Genomic DNA, 23,864 nt, shown 5'->3' on the forward strand with positions numbered 1-23,864 from the left:
TAAAATTTGAATATGAAAATAGTGTTTTTAAAATTTTCGATAGCTTTTGTATTACTTAGTAGCTGTGCAACAAATACAAACGATGATAAAAAACCTTTAGCCAGCTCTGAAATTAAACAAGACGATTCGATAAAACTGAAAAACAAGAAAGTTAAAGTATACACCACATCAGAAGGAACTAATGAAAGGCTATCTCTTTCACCTAATACTATGTTTACTAGTGCTACACAGCCTTTAGAAACAGAGATAGCCATTTTCGTTAATCCTAAAAAACAATTTCAAGAATTTTTAGGTATCGGTGGTGCCATTACTGACGCTTCTTCTGAGGTATTTTCAAAATTAAGTGCCGACAAACAAGAGGAATTACTAAACGCCTATTTTACTGAAGATGGTATTAATTACAATATTATAAGAACTAGTATACATAGTGCCGACTTTGGCTTAGGAAGTTTTACCTATATTGAAGAAGGAGATGGAGAACTTAAAACTTTTTCTATAGAAAAAGACAAAGTAAAACGTATTCCTATGATAAAACGTGCGCAAGCACTTATTGGCAATGATTTTGTGTTTTACGCGAGTCCTTGGAGTCCACCTGCGTTTATGAAAACGAATAAAAATATGCTGCAAGGCGGAAAATTAATGCCGCAATATTACCAAACATGGGCCGATTATTTTGTGAAATTTATCAAAGCTTACGAAGCAGAAGATATTCCTGTGTGGGGAGTTACTATTCAAAACGAACCAATGGCTACGCAACGCTGGGAGTCTTGCATTTACACTGCCGAAGAAGAGCGTGACTTTTTAAAGAATAACTTAGGCCCTACTTTTGAAAAAAATGGCTTTGGTGATAAAAAAATTGTGGTTTGGGATCATAACAGAGACTTAATATCTCATAGAGCAAACACTATTTTTGAAGATCCAGAAGCTTCTAAATATGCTTGGGGAATTGGATTTCATTGGTATGAAACATGGACTGGTGGAGATCCAAAATATGATAATTTAAAAAACATAACAGAATCTTATCCAGATAAAAAACTGTTATTTACCGAAGGTTGTCAAGAAAAATTTGACCCAGAGCACTACCAAAGATGGTCGAATGCAGAACGTTATGGAAACTCCATGATTAACGATTTTAATAGCGGCACGGTAGGTTGGACTGATTGGAATATATTATTAAATGAAAACGGAGGACCAAATCATGTACAAAACTTTTGTTTCGCACCAATCCATGCAGATACGCAAAAAAATGAGCTTATTTATACACCAAGTTATTATTATATAGGTCATTTTTCAAAATTCATAAAACCAAAGGCAAAACGTATCAGTACCACGGTAAGTAGAAGTACGCTTGAAAGCACCTCTTTTCAAAATCCAGATGGCGAAATCATCACTGTCGTTATGAATAAAACAGACGATCCTATTGATTATAAATTAATCGTCGGAGAGTATAAAATCGATTATAAGATAGCTCCACATACAATGCAAACAATAATTTATTAACTTTGCCTTTGAAGTTAATAAATTAAAACGTTTCAACCTTTTATCTAAAACAGACAACTAAAAAATGAAAAAAAAATCATACTTATTGTTAATAACTGTAATCGCTGCTTTAGGTGGCCTTTTATTTGGCTACGACACTGGAGTTATCAATGGTGCTCAATTTTATTTAAGCAAGTATTTTGAACTAAGCGATTCGTTAAAAGGTTGGGTTGTTGGTAGTGCTTTATTAGGTTGCTTTGTTGGCGCCATCATTGCAGGCAAGTTAAGTGCTGCAATAGGTCGAAAAAACTCATTAATTATTTCAGCTGCATTATTTACCGTTTCAGCCTATGGCTCTGGTTTGCCTGATATATTTCCAGAAACTGTTTCTGTCTTAGTTTTCTTTAGAATTATTGGCGGTTTAGGAATTGGGGTTGCTTCTATGAATGCCCCTATGTACATTGCTGAAATTTCACCTAGCTCAATAAGAGGTAAAATGGTTACCTACTACCAACTAGCAATAGTTATTGGTTTTTTTAGTGTATTCTTAGTTACCTATTTTATTGGAAATGAGTTAACTCAATCAGAAAATATTGCTTTTGGATGGAAACGCATGTTTTGGTCCGAATTGATTCCCAGTACTTTATTTCTTTTATTACTATTTTTTGTTCCTAAAAGCCCTAGGTGGTTATGCCTTAAAGGTAAATATCTAGAAGCACTCAAGGTATTAGAAAAAATTCAAGACCCAGAGACTGTTAAGAAAGATCTTCAAGAAATTAAAGCTTCATTGAAAAATGAAAGCACAGACACTAATAAAATAAATTACTTCTCAAAATCGATTTTGGTAATTATTGCCATTGGAACAATATTTTCAGCATTACAACAGTTTACGGGTATTAATGCTGTGCTATATTACGGTGCAGATATTTTTGAAAAAGCATTAGGTTTCGGGCAAGAAGATGTATTAAAACAGCAAATACTACTGGCTTTTATAAATGTAGTATTTACACTAGTTGCCATGTTTAGCGTAGATAAATTTGGAAGAAAGCCTCTAATATATATTGGTAGTATTGGTATGATTATAGGTTTCTTATTATTGGGCGTTACGCTACAACAACAAACAGTAGGAGTTGCATCGCTAATTGGAATTTTAATATTTATAGCTTCCTTTTCATTATCAATGGGACCCGTGGTTTGGGTATTGCTATCAGAAATGTTTCCTAATAAAATTAGAAGCGTAGCCATGTCTGTTGCTGTTGCTGCACAATGGGCTGCAAATTATATAGTCTCACAATCTTTTCCAATTGTTGTAGGTAGCGATGTAAACAACAATAGTTTTTGGAATGGCTCTTTACCTTACTTTATTTTTATCTTCTTTATTTTCGTAATTATTGTTTTCACCTACAAATTGATTCCAGAAACTAAAGGTAAGACGTTAGAAGAGCTAGAAGATATTTGGGAGTAATGAAATTTAGTAAACTATATTTTAAAATTATTTTTTGAAGTGACAGCTTATTAGGTTGTTATTCTAAAATTCAAAAGTAAAAGGCTTAAGTAAATCTTAAGTCTTTTTCTTTTGCCGCTCTTTTTCATCGCTATAAGATTTTTATGTAAATTCGTATTTATGGAATTACTTTTTTTAGGATTGGCTGGAGGAGCCGTTATATCTTATTATGTTTTAAGAAAATTTACCTCTGCAAAAAGCAAAAACCTAACCGAAAAACAATCGGTAGTGTTATTAGATAAAATTAAAAAAGTATCTAAACTCATTACAGTTGAAGGTGAATTTGCCGAAATATACCATCACCAAAATACTAAAGAGAAATTTTTAGGATTAATTACTAGCAAGAAAAAAGCCATTATTTTAATAAACGCTAAAGTGCATATTGGTTTCGATTTTAGAAAAATAAAAATGCACACCGATACCCAAAAGAAGGTGTTAATATTATCAGAGTTTCCGCAACCAGAAGTATTTTCTGTTGAACCCAATTTACGTTTTTACGATATTCAAAACGGATTGCTTAATAAATTTAGTTCAGAAGATTTAACCGAAGTTAATAAAGAAGCTAAAGAACATATTCTACAAAAAATACCTGAAAGTAACTTAATGCAAATAGCGAATAAAGAGGCTTTAGAAGCCGTTACTTTAATGCAAAACTTAGTAGAAACTATCGGATGGAAGTTAGATTATTCAGCGTTAGAAATTCCCAAATCGTCTCAAAATTTAATCGAATAAATGATTAGCATTTCCAAAGAAAAATCAAAACTACAACTTGATGTCATTTATTCTTTCTTAACCAATAGTTATTGGGCGAAGGGTAGAACTATGGAAGAAGTAGAAAACACTATAAAAAATAGCCTTTGTTTTGGAATATATGATGGCGAATTACAAATTGGTTTTGCCAGAGTAGCATCTGACTATACTGTATTTGCTTACCTTATGGATGTTTTTATTCTACCAGAATACAGAGGTAATGGATATTCAAAAAAACTACTGCATGAAATTATACATGCTCCCGAGTTGGCTACTTGTAAAACTTGGTTGCTTAAAACCCGTGATGCTCATGGTTTATATAAACATTTTGAATTTACAGAGCTAGCCCACCCTGAAAGATTGATGGAGCGCTTGTTATAGTGTAATTTTTAATTACAAATTGCTGGTTATCAGTTTTCAACTGCTTTAAATTTAATTGCTTAAATTTAGTTAATGTAAAATCAGTATAAGCATGAATATAGAACAACTACATACCTATTGCACCTCAAAGAAAGGAGTTACCGAACATTTTCCTTTCGACGAAGTTACCTTAGTTTTCAAGGTAATGGGAAAAATGTTTGCGCTGGTTGGATTAGACAGATGGGAACAGGGCGAAACAAAAATTAACTTAAAATGTAACCCTGAAAGAGCTTTAGAACTGAGATCTGAATACGATGGTATTAACCCTGGATTTCACATGAGTAAAAAACACTGGAATACAGTTACCCTAAACAACGATGTTTCTGATGCTTTTGCTTTTGAATTAATTGACCATTCTTACGAACTTGTGGTTAAAGGATTGACAAAAAAACTAAAAGAAGAATTGAAATCATTATAACCAAATGCTTAAAACTGAATTAAGAAAATTATATAAGCAAAAAAGAAATGCGCTTAAACCACTAGAAAAAGAAAAACTACAGAAAAATATTTATAAACAAATATTCGAGTTAAAAACGAATGATATTCGCACCGTTCATTTGTTTCTATCCATGAGAAAATTTAATGAAATAGACACCAAGCCTATCATTAACTATTTTACAGAAAAAGGAAAGAGAATTATCGTAAGTCGTTGTAATTTTAATACGAATTCCCTTACTCATTTCTATCTTGAAGAAAACACCAAATTACACCTCAATAAATTTGGAGTTCCAGAACCTGTAGACGCAGAGGAAGCTCATGTAAAAGATATCGACTTAGTTTTTGTTCCTTTATTAATTTCAGATGAGCAAAACTATCGTGTTGGTTACGGAAAAGGGTTTTACGATCGGTTTTTATCAGAGTGCAGAAAAGACACGCAAACTATTGGGCTTAACTTCTTCTCCCCTATTGAAAGAATAGAGGATGTTCATGAATTTGATATTGCTTTAGATTTAGTAATCTATCCAAAATAAAAAGTATAAAACTACCCTTTTGAGAAATGTGTTTAATGAGGAGATGCTGCTGCCTCTGTTTTCAAATCATTTGGCACTTTCAAAAAGCAGGCTTTTTCTGAAAGTGCCTTCTATTTTTAATCTTAAAATCTAGGGTGTATTCCGAATATGTTTTTCAGTTTCCTCTTTTACTTAAAATATTCTTTTATACCATGGTTTAACTTCATCGTAATTTGTACCATAGCCATACCCGTAACCATATCCGTAACCGTATCCATAACCACGTTTTATATTGGTGTCATTTAAAACAATCGCTAAATTTGGTAATTTTTTGTCTTTGTATAAACTTTCAGGGATAACCAACATACGCTTATCTAAATAATTCGCTCTACTTACATACAATACTAAATCTGCATGCTTAGCTATCAAAAGTGTATCTGTTACCAAGCTAACAGGTGCGGTGTCTATAATAATATAATCGTACTGCTCTTTTAATTCGGTAAAAACTTCATCTATTCTAGTACTCATTAGTAGTTCTGCTGGGTTCGGTGGTATAGCGCCTGAAGCAATAATATCTAAATTTGGTACTTCATCTATTGAAAACTTCAGAGAATCTAATGTAATACTATTATTTGTTATAAAATTAGTAATACCTTTTCTATCAGGAATTTCTAGGTACTCAGTAATTTTTGGTGCTCTTAAATCCATTCCAACCAAAATAACTCTTTTACCTGATAAGGATAAAGAAGCAGCTAAGTTTATAGAAAGGAACGATTTTCCTTCACCACTGGTGGTTGAAGTAATAAAAATAGTTTTAGCTCTTTGCGCATCATTAGCTGGGAGCATAAAATCGAGATTGGTTCTAATTAACCTAAATGCCTCCGCAGTACTAGATCGAGCACCAGCATTTATTACAATTTTCTCTTTAGTTTCTGAGTGGGGTATATCTCCTAAGAAAGGAATAGAAGTTAAATCTTCTATGTCTTTTCTTGTATGAATCTTAGTGTCTAACAAGTCTCTTATATATATAATTATAAAAGGAAAAATTAACCCGAGTAGTAAAGCAGCTAGATAAATTATTTTTCTTTTAGGACTTACAGGAATGTCAGAGCCATACGCCTTATCTATAATTTTGGCGTTGGGTACAGCTGTCGCTGTAAGAGAGATAGCTGTTTCTTCTTTCTTTTTAAGTAGATAAGAATATAAACCTGCAATGATTTCTTGTTGACGTGCAATATCTAAAAATTCTCTTTCTTGCGTAGGAATTGAAGAAATTTTTGTATCGAATCTACTAGCCTCACGTTGTAAATTATTGACCTTTATTTGTAAGGAGTTGACAGTATTTTGAAGACTTCTTTTTAATGAACTTCTCAAGCTATTTATATTTTCTTGAACATCTATTAATACTGTATTTTTCGCACCAGCAGTTTTTTCTAAACGTTTTAGTTGGGCTAACAGTTGATTGTATTCATTGATAGAATTTCCAATATTTTGATCAGATACCCCTAAGTTAGCAGGTAGATAATCGTTATTATCTAACTCTTTGTTTAGTGATTTCGCTAAACTTAATTCTGTAGAAGCTTCAATTAATTTTTTGCGATTTTCAGTATTCGTTTGAAGCGTTAATTGTGCTTCTGACTGAATATCAGTAATGTTATTTTTATCTTTAAATGTTTCAACATCATCATCGAGTCTACCCAATTCCTTAGCCACACTTTTCAAACGGCTGGCAATAAAATCGCTTGTTCTCTGAGAAACTTGCTTTTTATCATCAATAGCATCTAAATTATATTGTCTTACTAGTTCATCTAAAACATCTTCTGCTTTTTCTTTTACTACAGATTCAAGAGTTAATCTTAAAACACTAGATTTTTTACTGATAGGAGAAATAGTAATTTTTTCCTGCAAAGCATCAATTATCTTGTTGAGAGGAGTAATACTAATCTTGATGTTGTCTCCTGTCTTTTCTTTGGTGAACTCAGATGTTTTCTCAATTTTAAAACTCCCTAATTTATCACTGCTTATTACTTCATTGAATGTGTTTTTAGAAATAATATTATGCTCTATATCTTTCAAATGAAATTCGTCGTTAGATAAAATTTCAACATTAAAAATAGTATCCGTTTCATAAAAAGATTCAGAAATAGAATCAAGTTGCTTAAAAATAATGGGAGTGTTGGTATAAACCTCAGATTGTTTTATTCTACCTTCTGTTAAATATGAAATATTTAATTTCAAATTCAGAATAACATCTTTAATGAGTTTACGGGACTTGATAATTTCAATTTCATTATCAATGTTTTTGCTAGAACCTCCTACGATACCTAAATCTTCAAAAGCGGCTAACTCTTCAGACAGTCCTCCTTTCTTATCATTCTTTATCAATATAGTTGTAGAAGCGCTATACTTTGGTGTGCTATACCTTAAATAGATAAAAGCCCCAATAAGAGCGACAAAAATACCTAAAGCAAACCACTTCCAGTGAATCAAGTATTTTTCAATTTCAGCTCTGATGTTAATGGTATCGTTATCTTGTAACTGTGGAGTATATTGTTCGTTACCCATAGCAATATTATCTAGTAAGAAGTGTTAATAATGAAATAATAACAGAGCCTAAAGAAATAAATAGCCCTGTATTTTTGTTATAAGCAGCATCTTGTGATGAAGATCTATTTGGCTCTACATACACTACATCATTTTGCTGCAGATAATATGCAGGAGAATTGAAAACTTTGTTAGAGCGTAAATCTAGCTGATAACTTTTTATTTGGTTGTTTTCTTCTCTTTTGACTTCAATGTTTCTAATCCCCGACATATTCAAATCACCAGCTAAACCAATAGCTTCTAACACAGATATTCGTTCGTTAGGAATGGTAAACCTACCTGGCATTTTTACATCACCTAATACAGTAATTGAAAAATTGGTAATTCTTATATTGATAGTTGGATTTATAATATAATCAGGAGACAGTTTACTTTTAAGTAAATCAATAGCTTCGGGTCTTGACAAACCACCTAGTTTTATTTTTCCAAGAATAGGGAAATCAATAAATCCATCATTATCAATTAAATACGATTGTTGCTGTGGTGTTCCAACAGCTCTATCGGTAGTTGTAGAAAAAGCAACTACTGGCAAATTAAATGGTTTTACCGCTTCCATATCTAAAGCAGATATGGTTATTAAAAGTAAATCATCTGGTTTGAAAATAGTTTTATAGGTTGTGTTAGCTTGAGATTGATTAACCTCATCTTTTTGGAAATATACAATATCCTTTCTTGCGGCGCAAGAAGTGATGCATAGCGTGATTAAAACTAGAACAATTTTTGAAAATCTTTGCATTGATTGAATTTTTGGCGAAAATACTAATTTAATTTTTAGTAGTAATAGTATCTAACTTCTCGTATATAGAATTGTTTGATTTATATTCTGGAACAATCTCTTTTATTAAATGAACAGTTTTTTCATTATCATGATTTTGATTTGACAAGCACAAAGCTCTTATCTTATTACTAATGGTGCTATAGTCTATCTCTAAATTTTTAGCAATCATTATTTTTTCGTGATAAGTAGGAGTGGTGTTTTCTCCATTAGCTAACAGTTCTTCATATAATTTTTCACCTGGTCGTAAACCAGTAATTTTTATATCAATATCATCAGGAAATTGCAAACCAGATAAATAAATCATTCTTTTTGCAATGTCATATATTTTTACAGATTTCCCCATGTCAAAAATGTATATCTCACCACCATTCCCCATAGTACCTGCCTCTAAAACTAATCTACATGCCTCAGGGATGGTCATAAAGTAACGAGTAATATCTTTGTGTGTCACTGTTAAAGGACCACCATTTTCAATTTGACGTTTGAAAAGAGGTATTACAGAACCATTTGACCCCAATACATTACCGAAACGAGTGGTGGTGAATTTGGTAACATGATTACTAGAATTGCTTAGGCAACTTATATACATTTCAGCAACACGTTTAGTAGCTCCCATAACGTTTGTCGGGTTTACAGCTTTATCTGTAGATACCATAACAAAACGTTCAACTTCGTGTTTTATTGATAAATCAGCTATATTTTTTGTACCTCCAATATTTATTTTCACAGCTTCATAAGGACTCATTTCCATTAGGGGAACATGTTTATAAGCCGCAGCATGAAATACCTTTTGAGGTTTGAATTCTTCAAAAATTTGATTTATTCTTTTTTCATCACGCACATCTGCAACAATTGGCGTAAAATTTTGACGCCCTTTTTGAATTAATTCTTGCTGAAGATCATACAAAGGTGATTCTGCATGGTCTATTAGTACCAAATGTTTGTGGTTATAAATACTTAATTGACGTGAGATTTCAGAGCCAATAGAGCCAGCAGCACCTGTTACCAAAACAACTTTATTATTTACATCTCTTTTTACAATAGGGTTGTCAATATTAATAGGTTTTCTATCTAATAAATCTTCAATTCTAACTTGTTTAATCTGATTAGCGTTTAAATCGCCTCCAATCCATTTAGACAAAGGAGGGACAATTTTAACTTCAACCCCTAAAGCTAATAGGTTATCGGTTAGGTACAAGAGCTTATCAGATTTAATATTTTGGATAGAAATAATAATCTCATCAATACTCTTTTCTTCAATAAAACTTTTATTGATACACTTTCCTTCGTAAATTTTTATTCTATCTATTTTTTTTCCAACTTTCTTCGGGTCATCATCTATAAAACCTACTACTTCATATTTATTTTTTGTATCTCTATTTAAAGCGCCATAAGTTACCAATCCTGAATCTCCTGCTCCATAAATTAAAACATTGGTAATGGATTTTAATTCTGTAGAAATGATTTCATAAAAAGCTTTGAAAATATAACGACTAATAACAAGAATAAGTACAGAAATTAAATAGTGAATGATTATAATTGTTTTCGGAATGGTAAAACCAGAAAATAAATTAAAAACATTATTTAACAGTACAAAACAAGTGGTAATAAGAGAGATAAGAGTAACTCCTAAGAATACGTTAAATGCATCTCTAGTACCTGTATGTCGAATGATACCTTTGTAAGAACCAACCATTAAAAAGCTGATTAGAGCAATAATGGCAATAAAAGGAATTTGTAAATAAAGGTTATGCACATCAAAATTTAAACTGGCATTAAACCTTACTGCATAAGCAAGAACAAAAGATATACAAACTAAAGTAATATCTATAATTAAAACGAGCCATCTTGAAGCGTACTTATCAAAAGCTTTTAAAAATAGACTTCTAATCATTGATGTTTTTTGTTAGCAGACAAAATTACAAAATATAAAATGAAAAAAACTTAGATAAGTACTATATCTTCTTCATTTGTTGTTTCATTAATTGCATTTGCTCTTTAAGCATTCCGTGCTTGTCTAGTTTTTTAGCCTCTGCCATTAAGTTTGTAGCTTCTCTTTTACGACGTTTCGTCATGGCAATACCTGCTAGCTGTAATTTAGCCATTGCCAAATCATGATCCATAGACAACCCCAATTTAACAGCTTTCTTCAAATACTTTTCCGCTTGTGTTATGTTGGTTTGAGACAGCATAATACCATGTAAGTAATTATAATACCCCTCTTGCTTTTGAGTTAATGCAGTAGCAGGATTTTTAATGTATCCTAACCACTTTTGAGCTCCTTCAAAATTCTGTTTACGCAATTGTAAAAAAGCCAAAAGAATAAACTCATTTTTGAAATAAAATAAAACAAACAGTCCTGCAAGTAAAAGTAAAGATATTCCATTCATAATATGTCCTTGTGTAAATTCATACACCGACCATACCGTTGTTAAAGCTGCTAGAACTAATTTTATATTTTTATTGAACATAATTGTTTTTTCTTTTTATTGGTTTGCAAAAATACAGTTTTTAGTAGAAAAACTGCCAATTTACTTCTTGTAATACTTTTTGTTCTTTACCCATGCTAGAATTCCTAAAATAGTTACAAAAGCTATAGAGTAATATACGGATGATGGAGTTACTACTTTGTCACCACTTGCGTAAGAATGTAATCCAGATAAGTAAAAATTCACACCCATATACGTCATCATGATTGATGAAATAGCAAGGATAGATACTAAATTAAACGTATATCTACCTCGCAAACCAGGTATTAATCGCATATGTAATACAAAAGCATAAATCATTATAGAAACTAAAGCCCAAGTTTCCTTAGGGTCCCAACCCCAATAACGCCCCCAACTTTCATTAGCCCACATTCCTCCTAAAAAGTTACCAACTGTAAACATAACTAGCCCAACAGTTAGTGCCATTTCGTTTATAATAGTTAACTCTTTGATGTGTAAATCCATTTTGCTTTTATTGTTTTTGTTGGTAAAAACGATTAAGAACAAAGCAAACACTCCAAGAATCATTCCTAGAAAGAAAGGACCATAAGCAGCAACAATTATAGAAACGTGTACATATAACCACCAAGAATTTAATACCGGTTGCAAGTTGGCAATTTCAGGATCTAGCCAATTTTGGTGGGCAAACATCAGAATAATAGACACTAAAAATGTGGTGGCAGCAATCGTTAAGGATGATTTTTTTCCGAATAGTAACCCAAACAGCATGGTGGCTAAGCCGACAAAAACAATAGACTCATAAGCGTTACTCCAAGGTGCATTTCCGCTAATATACCAACGAGCCGCCAGCCCTAGTACGTGAAAAACAAACAAGAAAATAACAACTCCAATCAATCCTTTTACGACTGTGTTTACCCAAGGTTTAGTATTAAAAATTTGCAAGAAAACAAATACAATTAAAAACAGACTTACATATCCGTAGTATTTAGATAGCTTTACAAAAATGTTCAACTTATTGTAAGCAATTTCTAAATCGATTTTATCTTTTGAAGGAATAACTTCTGCTCCAAACTTTCGTTGAAACTTTTTAATTCCGTCTAAAACTTTGTTCGTTTCTGTGTAATCGTCTGATTTTTTCGAGGCTTGTAGTAATTGTAAATACACAGGTAACGACTGACGTACAAAAACAGAATCTGTTCCTTTAAAGTTTGCATGCAGTGTTTCTGGTTGCGACACCCACTTGTTGTTTTCGTCATTAGGAATAGGGTAAATACGAAGTACACCGCCTCCTATGGCTTGCGATAACAACCAAACTCTTCTTTCAATCTTAATGGCGTCTTGTTCAAATTTATTCTGAATTCTTTTCTTTTGAGCCTCAGCTACTAGTGTGCTAATTTTTGAAGAGCCATCTTCATTATAGAAATCTAAAAAGCGTGCATATTCAGTATCTTCTGGAAGACCTAAAATTTCTCGTATTTGTGTGTTTCCTTTTTCTAAATAAATGAAAGGAACATTCAGCCAAAGCATCGGATTTTCTGTAATAGAAAGTAAGATTTGGCTAGGATCCATATCTTTGAAAGTACCGCTATGTGCTACTTTCCGAACCAATTCCGAAGCAAAAGTATGTGCAGGTTTCATACGTCCACCAGCATCTTGAATAACCAAAGAACTAAACAGCGCAGCGTGTTTGTCATCTACTTTGTTAACGGTTAAAATAGAATCAATCTGTGCTTCAGTAATTTGTTTGGGCGTGTGAGCTTTGTGCTGACCGTAACTAATTAAAGAAAATAATATGGCAATAACTGATAGTTTGGCCTTTTTATTTCGGATTTTCACCAACGATTCTTTTAAATGGTCAAAACGTGTGTTTTTTGCAAACAAAGAACTAATTAAGCCAATGAATAATAGAGAATATCCAATGTAAGTAACCAGCGTTCCCCAAAAATCGTGATTTACCGATAGATGTGTTTGCTCATACTCATCTTCAATTTTATAGCTTGACTGAAAAAATTTGTATCCTTGGTAATCTAAAATATGATTCATGAATATTCTATAATCAAAAGTTTCGTTAGGAGCGATGACTGTTATTTCACTTGCATAAGCAGCAGCGCTTTCTGAACCAGGATATTTTTCTAACTGAAAGTCGTTTAGCTTGATGCTAAAAGGTGTTTTTCTGAGTTTTGACCCATACCAAGCTCTAAAGTTTAAGTCGCCAATACTAAATTGTTTTGTTCCATCGACATTGAATTGCCCTCCGATTAATTCTACACGTTCTGTTTTATCTTCAGAAGTCACATCAAAAACCACCATATCAAATTTTTTAGGGTCTTTTTTGCCGCTAACCGTTTTTACTTCTCCTTTTACTGGGAACTGTGGAACTACAAATGGTAAACCAGCTACATTGTAAAGTGAGCGTAGTTTAAAGTTTTGAATAGTATCTTTTTTTACAAAACCTTTTTCTTGAGTAGCCATTACCTGAAAATTACCTTCAGATTTTGTAATGATTTTTAACGTGTCATTTCTTTTAAATATATTAATAGTAGCGCCACTTTTTTCTGAGTTGTAAGCAACTAATATATTATGAATATTTTGTACTGTTCCACTTTTAATATAATGCTCGTGTCTACTTCCGCTTGAACTTTCTACAAACAAAATGTGTTCGGTACCATTTTCATCTTCCATAAACTTTTTTTCAACCCAAGGGATATAGTTTACCAGCTTGAAATCAATTTTATGATTTATACTATCATTTTTGGGTTTGAAATATTCGGTAAAGTTTGCTGAATTTGTTCCTAAAGCAGATAATAATAATTTATTGTTGTATTCTCTTTGAAATTCATTATTATCAATAACAACATTAAGGTAATTGGTATCTGAAAAAAAAGTATTCGTAGTTTCACCCTCATCAATTACCATGAGTCCCTCATAGCTTATATAACGAGTAATTCCAGCACCGATTAAAATGAAAATAAATGCCAAATGAAATAGTAAAACAGACCACTTCTCTTTTTTGTACAGTCGGTATCTAAAAATATTTCCGAAAAAATTAACCACAAAAAGCACCATAATTAACTCGAACCACCACGTGTTGTACACCAATGCTTTAGAGGTTTGGGTTCCGTAATCGTTTTCAATAAAAGTGGCAATTCCCATGGCAATGGCAAAAAACAAAAACAAAACAGCCATTAAACGGGTAGAGTAGAGAATATTCAAGATTTTTTTCATCGGTAAATCAGCTATGTGTAAAAACGATGCAAATTTACGGATTAAAGCTTTAACCGCCCTACGAAATCAATCATTTTTAAGAGCTTAATTGTTAAAGTTGCGAGGGTTATTTTCCAATTCGTTCTCCCATTTTAACAAAGGTTTCCATCTTGTTTTTTGTGTTGGTTAACAGATCGTCATCAATAATAATTCTAGAATTGTTAACTAACAAAACTATGGTTGAACCCCCAAAAGCAAAATAGCCCATTTCGTCTCCTTTTTTTACTTCAGTATTCGGGGTGTACGTTTCAATAATGCTTCCAACCATCGTGGCGCCTACTGGAGCGACAACAATATCTCCTTTATCGTGGGTTGTTAATGTGCAGTATTCCCTTTTATTTTCACAAAAAACTTTGGTAAAGTTGGCTGCTAGTGCATAGGGTGATACCGAAAAATAGTGTCCTTTAATTTTTGTTACTTCAGAAGGAGTTCCGTCGTAGGGAAAATGGTATCTATGATAATCGTTCGGAGCCAATCGAAGTATTATTAAAGAGTCATTTTTATGTTTTGTGGCTAGTTCTTTGTTGCCTAAAAACTCTTCTAAAGTAAATTTTCTTCCTTTTACAAAGAAGTTGTTAATATCTGAAATGCTTTTAAATGCTAATAGTTTTCCGTCACCGGGAGAAACAAAACCTTCTTCGATGGGGCGTGCCCCTGGTTTTAACTTTCGATAGAAAAAATCATTGAATGAAATGTAATCTTCTGAAGATCGTTCAGCTTCGCTCATGTCAATGTTCAGTTCTTTAACAAAGTTGTTTATTTTGTTGATAGAGTTGGGTTTGTTCATGAGTTTACCATACCAAGAGGATAAAAACTTACGCTTTACCAAGGGTAACAAAGCCATTTTACCAAACGGATTGTTGTATAATAATTTCAAATACCCTTCCCCAGGAGGGGTTTCGGTAATGATGTTGCCTGTTTTTCTATCGATGAATTTTATTTGCATACCCCCTATTCTTCGGTGCTATCAATTAAAATAGTTAACATATCAATGGCAGCTTGTGCAATTTTAGTACCAGGACCGAAAACGCCTACAGCGCCTGCATCGAATAAGAACTGATAATCTTGTGCAGGAATTACCCCGCCTACAATTACCATAATGTCTTCACGACCATACTTTTTGAGTTCAGCAATTACTTGCGGAACCAATGTTTTGTGTCCTGCTGCCAACGAAGATATTCCTAAAATATGAACGTCGTTTTCAACTGCCTGCTTGGTAGCTTCTTGGGGCGTTTGGAATAGAGGACCAATATCTACATCAAAACCTAGGTCGGCATAGCCTGTTGCGACTACTTTAGCACCACGGTCATGACCGTCTTGCCCTAGTTTTGCAATCATAATACGTGGGCGACGTCCTTCTAAGTCAGCAAACTTGTCTGCCAATTCAGTAGCTTTTTTAAATAATGTATCGTCTTTTATTTCTTTACTATACACGCCAGAGATGGTTTTATGTACTGCTTTATGACGTCCGAAAACAACTTCAAGGGCATCAGAAATTTCACCCAACGTAGCTCTGTTTTTGGCTGCTTTTACGGCTAAATCTAATAAATTTCCTTCACCTGTTTTCGCGGCTTCTGTTAAATTATGCAACGCTTTGTCTACTTCAGCTTGATTTCTTTTTGATTTTAAGTCGTTTAATCGGTCGATTTGTGATTGACGAACGGCTTCGTTGTCGACCTCTAAAATATGTAAAGGATCTTCTTGTGCTAATTGATATTTGTTCACGCCCACAATAACATCTTGACCGCTATCAATTTTTGCTTGTTTCTTAGCTGCAGCTTCTTCAATACGCATTTTCGGAATCCCTTTTTCAATCGCTTTGGTCATCCCTCCTAATTCTTCAACTTCTTGAATAAGCTCCCATGCTTTGTTCGCAATTTCTTCCGTAAGTTGTTCTACGTGATAACTTCCCGCCCAGGGGTCTACGGTTTTGGTAATATAAGTTTCTTGCTGTAAGTATATTTGCGTGTTACGAGCAATGCGTGCAGAGAAATCGGTGGGTAAGGCAATGGCTTCATCTAAGGCATTGGTGTGCAAGCTTTGGGTGCCTCCAAAAGCCGCCGCCATGGCTTCAATTGCCGTACGAGCAACATTGTTAAAAGGGTCTTGCTCGGTTAAACTCCATCCGCTGGTTTGGCAATGGGTTCTTAAGGCTAGTGATTTAGGATTTTTCGGATTGAATTGTTTTACCAATTTAGCCCATAGCATTCTAGCTGCTCGCATTTTGGCGATTTCCATAAAATGACTCATCCCAATTGCCCAGAAAAAAGACAAGCGAGGAGCAAAGGTGTCGATATCCATACCTGCTTCGAGTCCTTTTTTAATGTATTCCAATCCGTCTGCCAACGTATATGCCAATTCAATTTCTGCCGTAGCACCAGCTTCTTGCATGTGGTATCCTGAAATAGAAATGGAATTGAATCTTGGCATATTTTCAGAAGTGTATCTAAAAATATCGGCAATAATTTTCATCGATGGGGTAGGTGGGTAAATATAGGTGTTCCGCACCATAAACTCTTTTAGAATATCGTTTTGAATAGTTCCTGATAAAAGTTCAGGGGCTACGCCTTGTTCTTCTGCTGCTACAATATAAAAAGCCAAGATTGGTAAAACGGCTCCGTTCATGGTCATAGAAACCGACATTTTATCGAGTGGAATTTGGTCGAATAGCACCTTCATATCTTCCACAGAATCTATAGCTACACCTGCTTTTCCAACATCGCCTTGTACACGTTCATGGTCTGAGTCGTATCCTCTGTGTGTAGCTAAGTCAAAAGCTACGGAAAGTCCTTTTTGACCAGCGGCTAAATTTCTGCGATAAAAAGCGTTGCTTTCTTCAGCGGTAGAAAAACCTGCGTATTGACGAATGGTCCAAGGTCTGCGAACATACATGGTAGAATAAGGACCACGTAAGTTAGGTGCAATACCCGCTACAAAATCTTCGTGTTTATAACTCTTGACTGTTAGTTGTTGGCCGTTGTTTATTTGAATATTTGATATATCTTTTCTACTCATTTTTGTTCAATATGTTTAAAACAGTGTAGTACAATTCGAACGCTATAAAGGTTTTCAAAGAAGAGTCATTATAGCTTTCTTTATTTAAGTATGTAAAGGAAAAAGAAGTTGTATATGGAGAAGTATCTGGCATTTCTTTAAGAGTTGCGAGTATTTCTTTTAAATCTTTGACTTTTGTTTCTTCAAGTAGTTTATTTGAGTATTCATCAAAATAATTTACACTTACCTCATTTGTATGTAAAGGTTCTTTTGTGTTCTTCTCTCTACTGTCATTAACTTCAATTATTTGTATTTGATTTTCTTCTTCGTAATTTTTAAAAAACCTTTCGTTTTTTTCTTTGTTAGTTATCCAGATATAGTCCTTTAAAGTTTTGTTTGAAACCTCTAAAAGCTCTAATTCTTCTTTTGATGTAATCTCTTTAAAGTTAATGTTATTGGCTCTAAAATCATTAACATACTTAAAAAAAGCTTCATTAGAATTTTCTTTTTCAATTGAATAGTAACTGCAAATTTGATTCTCGAATGAATCAACCATCAATTTAATAAGCCCAGTTTTTGGAATGTCACTTAAGTTTTGAGCATTTAAGGTTAGTACTCCAAAAAGGAATGAAATTAAAACAGCTATATGCACTAGTTTCCTACTCATTTTGTAAACGTTCTTGTTCGAGCTTTTCGGCTAATCGTTTTTGAATAATAGGCTGAATTAGGGTCTTTTCGTTACGACTTTTTAAGAAAGGAGATACTTCTATGTCGTTTTTCATTTGGTCGTTTTCATTTTGAATTTTGTTTGTTCCTAACAAAACTAGTTCTCCTGTATCAAATAATTGTTGTTCTTTATCGGCACTTTCTTTTATTTTTTGTTGAATAATGCCTTCTTTTAGTTGTTTTAAGAAACCGCCTCCTTTTTCTATCAATTTAAAAACTTCTAAAGCTTTTTGAGCAAGTTGTTGGGTAATGGTTTCGATGTAGTAGGCTCCGTCGGCTATATTTTGAGCTTCTGCTAGTTCGCTTTCTTGTTGCAAAATTAGTAGTTGATTTCTTGCAATACGCTCTCCAAATTCGTTCGGTCGATGAAAAATAGTGTCGTAAGCGCTATTGGCAATGGTGTTTGCCCCTCCTAAAACAGCACTCATGCACTCTGAAGTGGTGCGAAGCATGTTTACATTGTAGTCGTACAAGGTTTTGTTGCGTAGGCTAGGTTGTACAAAAATATGAGCGGTAGCTTCGGTATGGTATTCTTTTAAAAGGGCATCCCACAAAATTCTAAAGGCTCTGAGCTTAGCTATTTCAAAAAAGTAATTGCTTCCTACTGAAAAATTAAAATGAATATTTTTTGCCATAGCACTTCCGAAGTGGTTCAAATATTCATTTGCGTGTGCTAGTGCATACGCTAATTGTTGCACAATAGTTGCTCCTGCATTTTGATAAATTGAAGCATTTACAGTTATAGCATTTTCTGTTGCTTTTGTTATTTCTTCTAATTGTGTATGGTCGTTTTTAAGGTTTGCATACCAGTTTCCTGAGCTGGCTAAATGACCTATAATATCTATATTGAAGTAACAGTTTTCAGAATTTATAAAATGAGCTAACTCTGTGATGAATTCTGAGGATAAAAACTCAAATGAAAAATAGCAGGTTGTGTTTTGAATAGCAATCTCGTTTAAAAGTTTTTTATAGTCAAACTCTTTTGTAGCTATGAATTTAAGAGCAGAGGCTCCTCTTTGCAGTGCATCAATAGCAACCAAATTTGCTTTCTCTTCGTCTTCGATGTGTATAGATTGACAAATAGCAAAACCTTTGTTAGAAGTGTTGACGTTGCTATTGTTTCTGTCTTCTTTGGTGTAAAAAGGTTTTACTGAAATACCTTCTCTTGTTTTCCACAATAGCGTTTCATTATAATCGGCACCTTTTAAGTCTACCTGTATTTTCTGCTTCCATTCGGCTGGTGTAACACCTTGAAATTCGTCAAATAAATAGTTGCTCATTGCTTTTTTATGGTATCAAATTCAATAATATAAATATCTTCGTCTTCTTTTTTCATCAAGTATTTTTCTCTAGCATAGCGTTCTAGTTGCAGAGAGTCTTGAAGTTGCTGTATGGTTTCCTTGTCTTTTTTTATTTTCTTCTCATGGTACTCAATCCAACTCTTTAATTCGTCAATTTCTTTGTTAAACTCTCTATGTGTGAGATACGAATTTTCATCAAAAAACAGCATCCATATTACAAATACAGAGAGTATGACCACATAAATATTGGTAGCAATTTTAAAGGGTGATTTATTTTTTAATGATTTCAAATTCATTTACAAGCGATCGTTAATTACAGTTCTTACAATATCTATCGCAACGGTATTGTATCTATCATTAGGAATGATGATGTCAGCATAGTTTTTAGTGGGTTCGATAAACTGTTGATGCATTGGTTTTAAAGTGCTTTGATAGCGGTTTAAAACTTCATCAACATCTCTACCTCGCTCTTTTATATCTCTTCTTACACGTCTGATTAAACGCTCGTCGGCATCGGCATGTACAAATACTTTAATATCACACAAGTTACGAAGTTCTTCGCTATTAAATATTAAAATTCCTTCAATAATAATAACTTTTCTTGGGTGAGTTTTAATAGTATCTTTAGTTCTGTTATGCGCTACAAAAGAGTATACAGGTTGCTCTATAATGTTACCGTTTTTTAAGTCGGTAATGTGTTGAACCATTAAGTCAAAGTCGATTGCTCTCGGATGATCGAAATTTATTTTAGTACGTTCTTCGTACGTAAGGTTATCGGTTTTTTTGTAGTATGAGTCTTGAGAAATTACACAAACTTCATCGGCTGGAAGTTCGTTAATTATTTGGTTTACAACCGTGGTTTTTCCACTTCCTGTACCTCCAGCAATACCAATAACAAATATATTTTTCATTAAGTGTTGTATAATAACGTTGTGACAAATTTACTAAAATAAGTGCATAAAAAAAGTGCTAACTTGTTGTTAGCACTCTTAATTTTGAGCCGATGGAGGGACTCGAACCCACGACCTGCTGATTACAAATCAGCTGCTCTAGCCAGCTGAGCTACATCGGCATTTGCTTCAAAAGCGTGGCAAATATATATTATTTTTCAAAACAGAAAAAACTTTTTTTAAAAATTTTAAGGGGCGGTTTTTAGTGTTTCTGAGAAGTGTTTTTTAAGTTGTTGAAATTGAGTTTATTTTGTTTTTGAAAGGGGGAAAATGAATAGAAAAAAAAGTAGTCGGGATGAGTGGATTCGAACCACCGATCTCTGGTCCCCCAGACCAGCACTTTAACCGGACTAAGCTACATCCCGATGCTGCAAATATATTCAAAAAGAAAAGTTCTAAGCAAATAAACTTAGAACTTTATCAAGAATAAATATTATAATGAGATTTGGTAGCTGATGAAACTACTCTTCTTATATATACACTACTAACGCAAGTAACAGCTTTTTATTGTTTAAGCAGTTAAAGGTTTCCCTTTTAAACGTTTTTCAATACGCTGTTTTACAGCTGTTAACCGTTTCATTAAATCCATTAACTTACTGTCTTTTGTTTGTTTATATACTTCATTAATCTCTAAAATTAAAGCTTTAGCTTCTCTAGAGGCCAATATCCTATCACTTGTTGTAACAAATTTGAATTTTCTATTTTCAAATTCTTCTGCTTTATTGATTAATTCTGAATTCATGAAATTTACCAATTTAGATTTTAAATTTTCTTTTAGGCTATTATTTTACAAAAAAAAATAGAATGCCTTAAAAATTATTGGGGCAACAAATATATAGGAAACTTTCGTTTACAAACAAACAAATACATAAATTTGTCTTATTTGTAAATAATTTTTTTCTATACTACAAGTCTTTTTTCTATTTTTTTCTACTATAGATGTAATCTATAAACATAAATGTAAGAATTTTATTTTGTTATTTCAATCTATTAGCAAAAAATTAACAATTCACGTCTGTCTATTTAAAGATTACGCAAAGAATTGTAGCGTTTTGGTTAGAATACAGTATTTTTGTAAGCCATACAATATATACAACTACATGAAAAAAATACTTTTATTTGTTTTTATAACTACTGTAATCTCATGCAAAAGTCAGAGTAAGAGAGCTGTTTTAGGAGATTCTGACTTTCAAAGAGAAATGAATGCGAAGTTTAAAGATGCTTCCAAATCACCTTTGACAAAAAAAGGATTAAAGGAGTTTAAAGGATTGGCGTTTTTTCCTATTGATGACAAATATAAGGTAAAAGCTACGTTAGAAAAGACTCCCGACGCTCCTATTTTTAATTTTCCTACGACTACAAGTAGAATTGCTGTATATAAAAAATATGGAATTTTATCTTTCTCTATTAAAGGAGAAAGTTTTAAGCTTTCTATTTATAAAAATGTAAATCCGAAGCCTGAATATGCAAATAATTTGTTTTTGCCTTTTTTAGATACTACCAACGGAAAGACATCTTATAAAGGTGGGCGATTTATTGATCTGTATACTACAGATATAAAAGATGACGGTACTATAATTATCGATTTTAATAAGGCATATAATCCTTATTGTGCGTATAGCGATCGTTATTCTTGCCCGATTACCCCACAAGATAATTATTTAGATACAGAAATTAAAGCCGGAGTCATGGCGTATGAGAAGCCTGAATAAAAAGATATCGTTCATAATTTGCACTGCACTAGTTGTGTTCGGTATATGTTGAGCTTATGAACTATACTGTTTTATATTGAACTGACTGATTCAAAAAAGCAACTCTTATGATTAATACGATTTACGAATAATTTTACAGTAATAATCCAGAGATAAATACATCTTACCACCTAAACATAAAAAAATCCCGCTTTCGGCGGGATTTTTCTTATACATATATACGATTGTTATCCATTCATCGAAATTAAAAATTCTTCGTTGTTTAACGACCTTTTTATTCTATCTTGAATAAACTCCATTGCTTCAATAGGGTTCATATCTGCTAAATATTTACGCAATACCCACATACGTTGTACCGTCTTTTCATCTAATAATAAATCATCGCGACGTGTACTCGACTTAATTAAGTCGATAGCAGGATAAATTCTACGGTTGGCAATATTCCGCTCTAACTGTAACTCCATGTTACCTGTACCTTTAAACTCTTCAAAGATAACCTCATCCATTTTCGATCCAGTTTCTGTAAGTGCTGTAGCAATAATAGTTAAAGAACCTCCATTCTCTATATTACGTGCCGCACCAAAGAAACGTTTTGGCTTGTGCAATGCATTCGCATCGATACCACCCGATAAAATTTTACCCGATGCTGGTGCTACTGTATTGTAAGCTCTTGCCAAACGTGTAATAGAATCTAATAAAATTACAACGTCATGACCACATTCTACCAAACGTTTTGCTTTTTCTAACACGATATTAGCAACACGTACATGCTTGTCTGCTGGCTCGTCAAAAGTAGATGCGACTACCTCTCCACGAACACTACGTTGCATATCTGTTACTTCTTCCGGACGCTCATCAATTAGTAAAACGATTTGATATACTTCTGGATGATTCGCCGCAATTGCTTTTGCTACATCTTTCAATAGCACAGTTTTACCCGTTTTTGGTTGCGCCACAATCATACCACGCTGTCCTTTTCCTATCGGAGAAAATAGGTCGATAATTCTTGTAGACAAAGAACTTCCTTTTTCTGCTAGATTAAATTTTTCATCTGCAAATAATGGAGTTAAGTGCTCGAAAGAAACACGATCGCGAACTATATTCGGATTCAATCCATTAATTTTTGAAACTCTAATTAACGGAAAATACTTCTCCCCTTCTTTTGGCGGACGCACATTACCACGAACAGTATCTCCTGTTTTTAAGCCAAATAACTTTATTTGAGACTGCGATACATAAATATCATCTGGTGATGATAAGTAGTTGTAATCAGAAGAACGTAAAAAACCATAACCATCAGGCATCATTTCTAAGACGCCTTCACTTTCAATAATTCCATCAAACTCAAAATCTGGATCACGGTATTTATTGCCACTCTTATGATGTTTATTATTTTGGTTCTTATTATTATTGTTATTGTTATTATGCTTATTACCTCTATTCTGGTTCTGATTCTGGTTCTTGTTATTATGTTGTTGTTTCTGTTGTTGAGGTTGTTGCTGCTTTTTATCTTCTGAAGACTGTTTTTGCCTAGTATCGTCTTGCTTCTTTTGGGGTGTACTTACAGCATCTTTCTTTTCAGGAGCCTCTTTTCTCTCCTCTTTCTTTACCACTACCTTTTCTTCGGTCTTTACAGGTGCAGGTTTAGCTTTAGGTTCTGCTTTAGCCTTTACAATTCTCTTTCGTTTAGGCTTTTCTGTATTAGTTGTGGGCTTGGGTTTAGCTTCATTGGCACTAGCTTCTGCCTGTGCATCTAAAATTTTGTATACTAAATCTAATTTTTTCAATTGACTCGTTTTAGTCAATCCTATTGATTTGGCAATAATTTGTAAATCAGCTAATTTCTTCGTTTTTAATTCCGAAATATCGAACATTCGTTAAAATAATTAAGTTACTTAAATTCTTTTTATCGCAAAAGAATTACTTTTATTAAGTTTTTTTGAGAGCTAATTATATAATTATATAGGGGCTATATAAAAATC

20 protein-coding genes and 2 tRNA genes are annotated in these 23,864 nt (G+C 33.2%); 7 read left to right on the top strand and 15 right to left on the bottom strand.

What is annotated here, in order from left to right; translation table 11 throughout:
• Nucleotides 1–12: 12 nt before the first annotated feature.
• From P8625_RS07265 to P8625_RS07290, 6 genes are all read left to right on the top strand, one after another.
• On the top strand, nt 13–1,500 hold the full coding sequence (locus tag P8625_RS07265; protein ID WP_279652792.1) for a glycoside hydrolase family 30 protein: 1,488 nt from the start codon (nt 13–15) through the stop codon (nt 1,498–1,500).
• Between the two features lie 64 nt (nt 1,501–1,564).
• On the top strand, nt 1,565–2,944 hold the full coding sequence (locus P8625_RS07270) for a sugar porter family MFS transporter (protein ID WP_279652793.1): 1,380 nt from the start codon (nt 1,565–1,567) through the stop codon (nt 2,942–2,944).
• 159 nt (nt 2,945–3,103) lie between these two features.
• On the top strand, nt 3,104–3,715 hold the full coding sequence (locus tag P8625_RS07275; RefSeq protein ID WP_279652794.1) for a DUF4230 domain-containing protein: 612 nt from the start codon (nt 3,104–3,106) through the stop codon (nt 3,713–3,715).
• Entirely contained in the window at nt 3,716–4,114 is a 399-nt protein-coding gene (locus P8625_RS07280) for a GNAT family N-acetyltransferase (protein WP_279652795.1), read from the top strand.
• A gap of 91 nt (nt 4,115–4,205) precedes the next feature.
• Nucleotides 4,206–4,571, top strand: coding sequence for an MmcQ/YjbR family DNA-binding protein (locus P8625_RS07285; RefSeq protein WP_279652796.1), 366 nt, complete (start codon nt 4,206–4,208; stop codon nt 4,569–4,571).
• A gap of 4 nt (nt 4,572–4,575) precedes the next feature.
• Nucleotides 4,576–5,124, top strand: coding sequence for a 5-formyltetrahydrofolate cyclo-ligase (locus P8625_RS07290; RefSeq protein ID WP_279652797.1), 549 nt, complete (start codon nt 4,576–4,578; stop codon nt 5,122–5,124).
• 171 nt (nt 5,125–5,295) lie between these two features.
• Here P8625_RS07290 and P8625_RS07295 read toward each other — a convergent pair whose 3' ends face one another.
• The 14 genes from P8625_RS07295 to P8625_RS07360 all read right to left on the bottom strand — a co-directional run bounded on the left by P8625_RS07295 (nt 5,296) and on the right by P8625_RS07360 (nt 20,912).
• Entirely contained in the window at nt 5,296–7,668 is a 2,373-nt protein-coding gene (locus P8625_RS07295) for a GumC family protein (RefSeq protein WP_279652798.1), read from the bottom strand.
• 7 nt (nt 7,669–7,675) lie between these two features.
• Complete coding sequence (locus P8625_RS07300) at nt 7,676–8,443, bottom strand: polysaccharide biosynthesis/export family protein (RefSeq protein ID WP_279652799.1); 768 nt, start codon at nt 8,441–8,443, stop codon at nt 7,676–7,678.
• Nucleotides 8,444–8,471: 28 nt separating this feature from the next.
• A complete protein-coding gene (locus tag P8625_RS07305; protein WP_279652800.1) occupies nt 8,472–10,379 on the bottom strand; it encodes a polysaccharide biosynthesis protein in 1,908 nt (635 codons plus the stop codon).
• A gap of 61 nt (nt 10,380–10,440) precedes the next feature.
• The gene (locus P8625_RS07310) at nt 10,441–10,956 is read right to left on the bottom strand and encodes a DUF2892 domain-containing protein (RefSeq protein ID WP_279652801.1); all 516 of its coding nucleotides are present in this window, start codon (nt 10,954–10,956) and stop codon (nt 10,441–10,443) included.
• Nucleotides 10,957–11,016: 60 nt separating this feature from the next.
• On the bottom strand, nt 11,017–14,160 hold the full coding sequence (gene ccsA / locus P8625_RS07315) for a cytochrome c biogenesis protein CcsA (RefSeq protein ID WP_279652802.1): 3,144 nt from the start codon (nt 14,158–14,160) through the stop codon (nt 11,017–11,019).
• 106 nt (nt 14,161–14,266) lie between these two features.
• Nucleotides 14,267–15,145 carry a phosphatidylserine decarboxylase gene (locus tag P8625_RS07320; RefSeq protein WP_279652803.1) on the bottom strand — a complete coding sequence of 293 codons (879 nt, stop codon included), beginning with the start codon at nt 15,143–15,145 and terminating at the stop codon, nt 14,267–14,269.
• Between the two features lie 5 nt (nt 15,146–15,150).
• Nucleotides 15,151–17,214 carry a methylmalonyl-CoA mutase gene (gene scpA, locus P8625_RS07325; RefSeq protein WP_279652804.1) on the bottom strand — a complete coding sequence of 688 codons (2,064 nt, stop codon included), beginning with the start codon at nt 17,212–17,214 and terminating at the stop codon, nt 15,151–15,153.
• Complete coding sequence (locus tag P8625_RS07330) at nt 17,207–17,860, bottom strand: hypothetical protein (RefSeq protein ID WP_279652805.1); 654 nt, start codon at nt 17,858–17,860, stop codon at nt 17,207–17,209. Before P8625_RS07330 ends, scpA begins: the two co-directional genes overlap by 8 nt.
• Nucleotides 17,853–19,199 (bottom strand): methylmalonyl-CoA mutase subunit beta, encoded by a 1,347-nt coding sequence (locus P8625_RS07335; protein WP_279652806.1) that lies wholly within the window; start codon nt 19,197–19,199, stop codon nt 17,853–17,855. Before P8625_RS07335 ends, P8625_RS07330 begins: the two co-directional genes overlap by 8 nt.
• On the bottom strand, nt 19,196–19,516 hold the full coding sequence (locus P8625_RS07340; protein ID WP_279652807.1) for an FtsB family cell division protein: 321 nt from the start codon (nt 19,514–19,516) through the stop codon (nt 19,196–19,198). The genes P8625_RS07335 and P8625_RS07340 overlap by 4 nt, the downstream gene beginning before the upstream one ends.
• Nucleotides 19,517–20,122 (bottom strand): uridine kinase, encoded by a 606-nt coding sequence (udk, locus tag P8625_RS07345; RefSeq protein ID WP_279652928.1) that lies wholly within the window; start codon nt 20,120–20,122, stop codon nt 19,517–19,519.
• A 96-nt stretch (nt 20,123–20,218) separates the two neighbouring features.
• Nucleotides 20,219–20,292 (bottom strand) — tRNA-Thr (locus P8625_RS07350).
• Between the two features lie 168 nt (nt 20,293–20,460).
• Nucleotides 20,461–20,535 (bottom strand) — tRNA-Pro (locus P8625_RS07355).
• Nucleotides 20,536–20,681: 146 nt separating this feature from the next.
• The gene (locus P8625_RS07360; RefSeq protein WP_279652808.1) at nt 20,682–20,912 is read right to left on the bottom strand and encodes a hypothetical protein; all 231 of its coding nucleotides are present in this window, start codon (nt 20,910–20,912) and stop codon (nt 20,682–20,684) included.
• Between the two features lie 358 nt (nt 20,913–21,270).
• On the opposite strand from P8625_RS07360, the gene P8625_RS07365 reads away from it, so the two are divergent.
• Nucleotides 21,271–21,882: a DUF1684 domain-containing protein gene (locus P8625_RS07365; RefSeq protein WP_279652809.1), complete on the top strand. Its 612-nt coding sequence runs from the start codon at nt 21,271–21,273 to the stop codon at nt 21,880–21,882.
• Nucleotides 21,883–22,109: 227 nt separating this feature from the next.
• Here P8625_RS07365 and rho read toward each other — a convergent pair whose 3' ends face one another.
• Complete coding sequence (gene rho, locus P8625_RS07370; RefSeq protein ID WP_279652810.1) at nt 22,110–23,756, bottom strand: transcription termination factor Rho; 1,647 nt, start codon at nt 23,754–23,756, stop codon at nt 22,110–22,112.
• Nucleotides 23,757–23,864: the final 108 nt, after the last annotated feature.

Source organism: Tenacibaculum tangerinum, from assembly GCF_029853675.1.
In the GTDB taxonomy this organism is placed as follows: Bacteria; Bacteroidota; Bacteroidia; order Flavobacteriales; family Flavobacteriaceae; genus Polaribacter; species Polaribacter tangerinum_A.